Source organism: Methanobrevibacter sp. (assembly GCF_030539555.1).
Lineage (GTDB): Archaea > Methanobacteriota > Methanobacteria > Methanobacteriales > Methanobacteriaceae > Methanocatella.
The window spans coordinates 1,939-3,611 of sequence record NZ_JAUNXX010000105.1 but is presented as its reverse complement, the minus strand read 5'-3'; the positions used below and the strand labels follow the sequence as shown (position 1 = coordinate 3,611).

Below are 1,673 nucleotides of genomic sequence, written 5' to 3'. Positions count from 1 at the left end.
CAGTTAATGTATGAATCGGACATGCGTCAATTGCGATTTCATGAGTTGAATTTTCTGCATCATTAGTTGGATCATATCTTAATTTCCCATCAACATTCTTAAGTGATTCATTTTCGCATAAATCAGCACATAATCCGCAGTTGATACAGGATACAATGGAACCATGTGGCTTTTGATTTAACTTATTGACAATAATTTCAAAATTATCCACTGAAATTGCATTATGAGGACAAGCCTTCATACAATTAAGACAAAGTGTGCATGAAGATTTATCAATCATCTGATGTTTATTCATTGATCCGTTAGGACATACATCAGCACATAATCTACATTCACTGCAAATTCCCTCATCTCTATCAATTCTTACATGAATTGCACCGGTTGGACAATATTCCTGACATCTTCCACATAAAATACATTTCTCCAAATCTGTTCCGAAGTAGTTTCTTGTAACTAATTTGGATTCAGATTCTGTTTTATGTGGAACGTCATCCAATGGAGGATACAATATTTTCAATGATTGTATCAAATTAAGTTGTTTATCCTTTTCAAGCTCATAACCATCCACACGATTTGGACAAATCTCCCCACATACTCCACAACGTGAACAGATACCATATACAATTCCATCTTCAATAGTAATATTGTTAGTAGGGCAATTATACATGCACATTCCACAACCGTTACATTTAGCTCTATCTACAACATATCCTCCATAACTATTAAGGAAGATTGCACCATTTGGACAGTTTTTATAACATATTCCACAAGTAAGACAGCTAAAAGCTCTGCCATTTATGAATCTAATAGCTTTTGTAGGGCATTGTTCAATACAGTCTCTTTTTCCTTCACAGGTATTAGTCGATAAAAACATTATAAAAACCCCCTATTTACTCCTTGCAAATAGTAGTTTACCTACAAAAATTCCTATTAAAGCAGATAGAAATGCAGTAGAAATCGGTAAATCTGTGTAAAATGGATAATTACCTAATTGCCATGCTACAACAATTCCTGCAATAAGTATCACTACAAATGATGCTAATGTGAATTTTGCACCACCAATATTAAGCTTGATTTGGGATCCTATAACCAAACCCAAGATTAATCCAAATATAATTGGTCCTAAACTTAACATCATTCGCTCTCCTCTACTATTTTCTTAAATCCTTCAAATGCTATTGCAATTGAGGACAATCCAACAAATACTTTTAAACCAACGAATATATTGAGGTACGGAATAAAACCTGCATTAGTAACATCAGGATAATGCAAGGCATTTTGGACTGCTGCCGGAACAATATTTAATAAGTCAGTTCCAACATTATACAAGAAAAATCCACCTGCAAATAATCCTACCAAACCTAAAACTATAAAACCTAATGCACCAATTGATTCAAGAACTTCAATATATGCATGAGAGAGTTCTAATGGAGAATTACCTAAACCATAAACAAGAATAGATAAAATGATTCCACTAGCTATCATCGCCCCACCTTGGAAACCTCCACCAGGTGTTATATGGCCTCCAAGAATAGTCATTATACCTAAACATATTAATAAAATTGAAATTGGTAAAGATATAATTCTTAAAATCACACTACCTTGACTCATCGTTTATCCCCCAATAATCCTCTACCGAATATAAGCAAAACAACTAAACCTGCAGTTAACAA

Annotated in this window: 3 protein-coding genes and 1 pseudogene; all 4 read right to left on the bottom strand. The window is 33.7% G+C overall.

The annotated features are described in order from the left end of the window. Positions 1–874 (bottom strand): 4Fe-4S binding protein (locus tag Q4Q55_RS10020; RefSeq protein WP_303372662.1); only part of this gene is annotated, 874 nt, incomplete at its 3' end. Positions 875–886: 12 nt separating this feature from the next. Continuing rightward, positions 887–1,138: an energy-converting hydrogenase B subunit J gene (locus Q4Q55_RS10015; protein ID WP_303372661.1), complete on the bottom strand. Its 252-nt coding sequence runs from the start codon at positions 1,136–1,138 to the stop codon at positions 887–889. After that, the gene (locus Q4Q55_RS10010; RefSeq protein WP_303372660.1) at positions 1,135–1,611 is read right to left on the bottom strand and encodes an MnhB domain-containing protein; all 477 of its coding nucleotides are present in this window, start codon (positions 1,609–1,611) and stop codon (positions 1,135–1,137) included. The genes Q4Q55_RS10015 and Q4Q55_RS10010 overlap by 4 nt, the downstream gene beginning before the upstream one ends. Next, a pseudogene (locus Q4Q55_RS10005) lies at positions 1,608–1,673 on the bottom strand (EhbH); the annotation flags it as partial. The pseudogene Q4Q55_RS10005 and the gene Q4Q55_RS10010, both read right to left, overlap by 4 nt.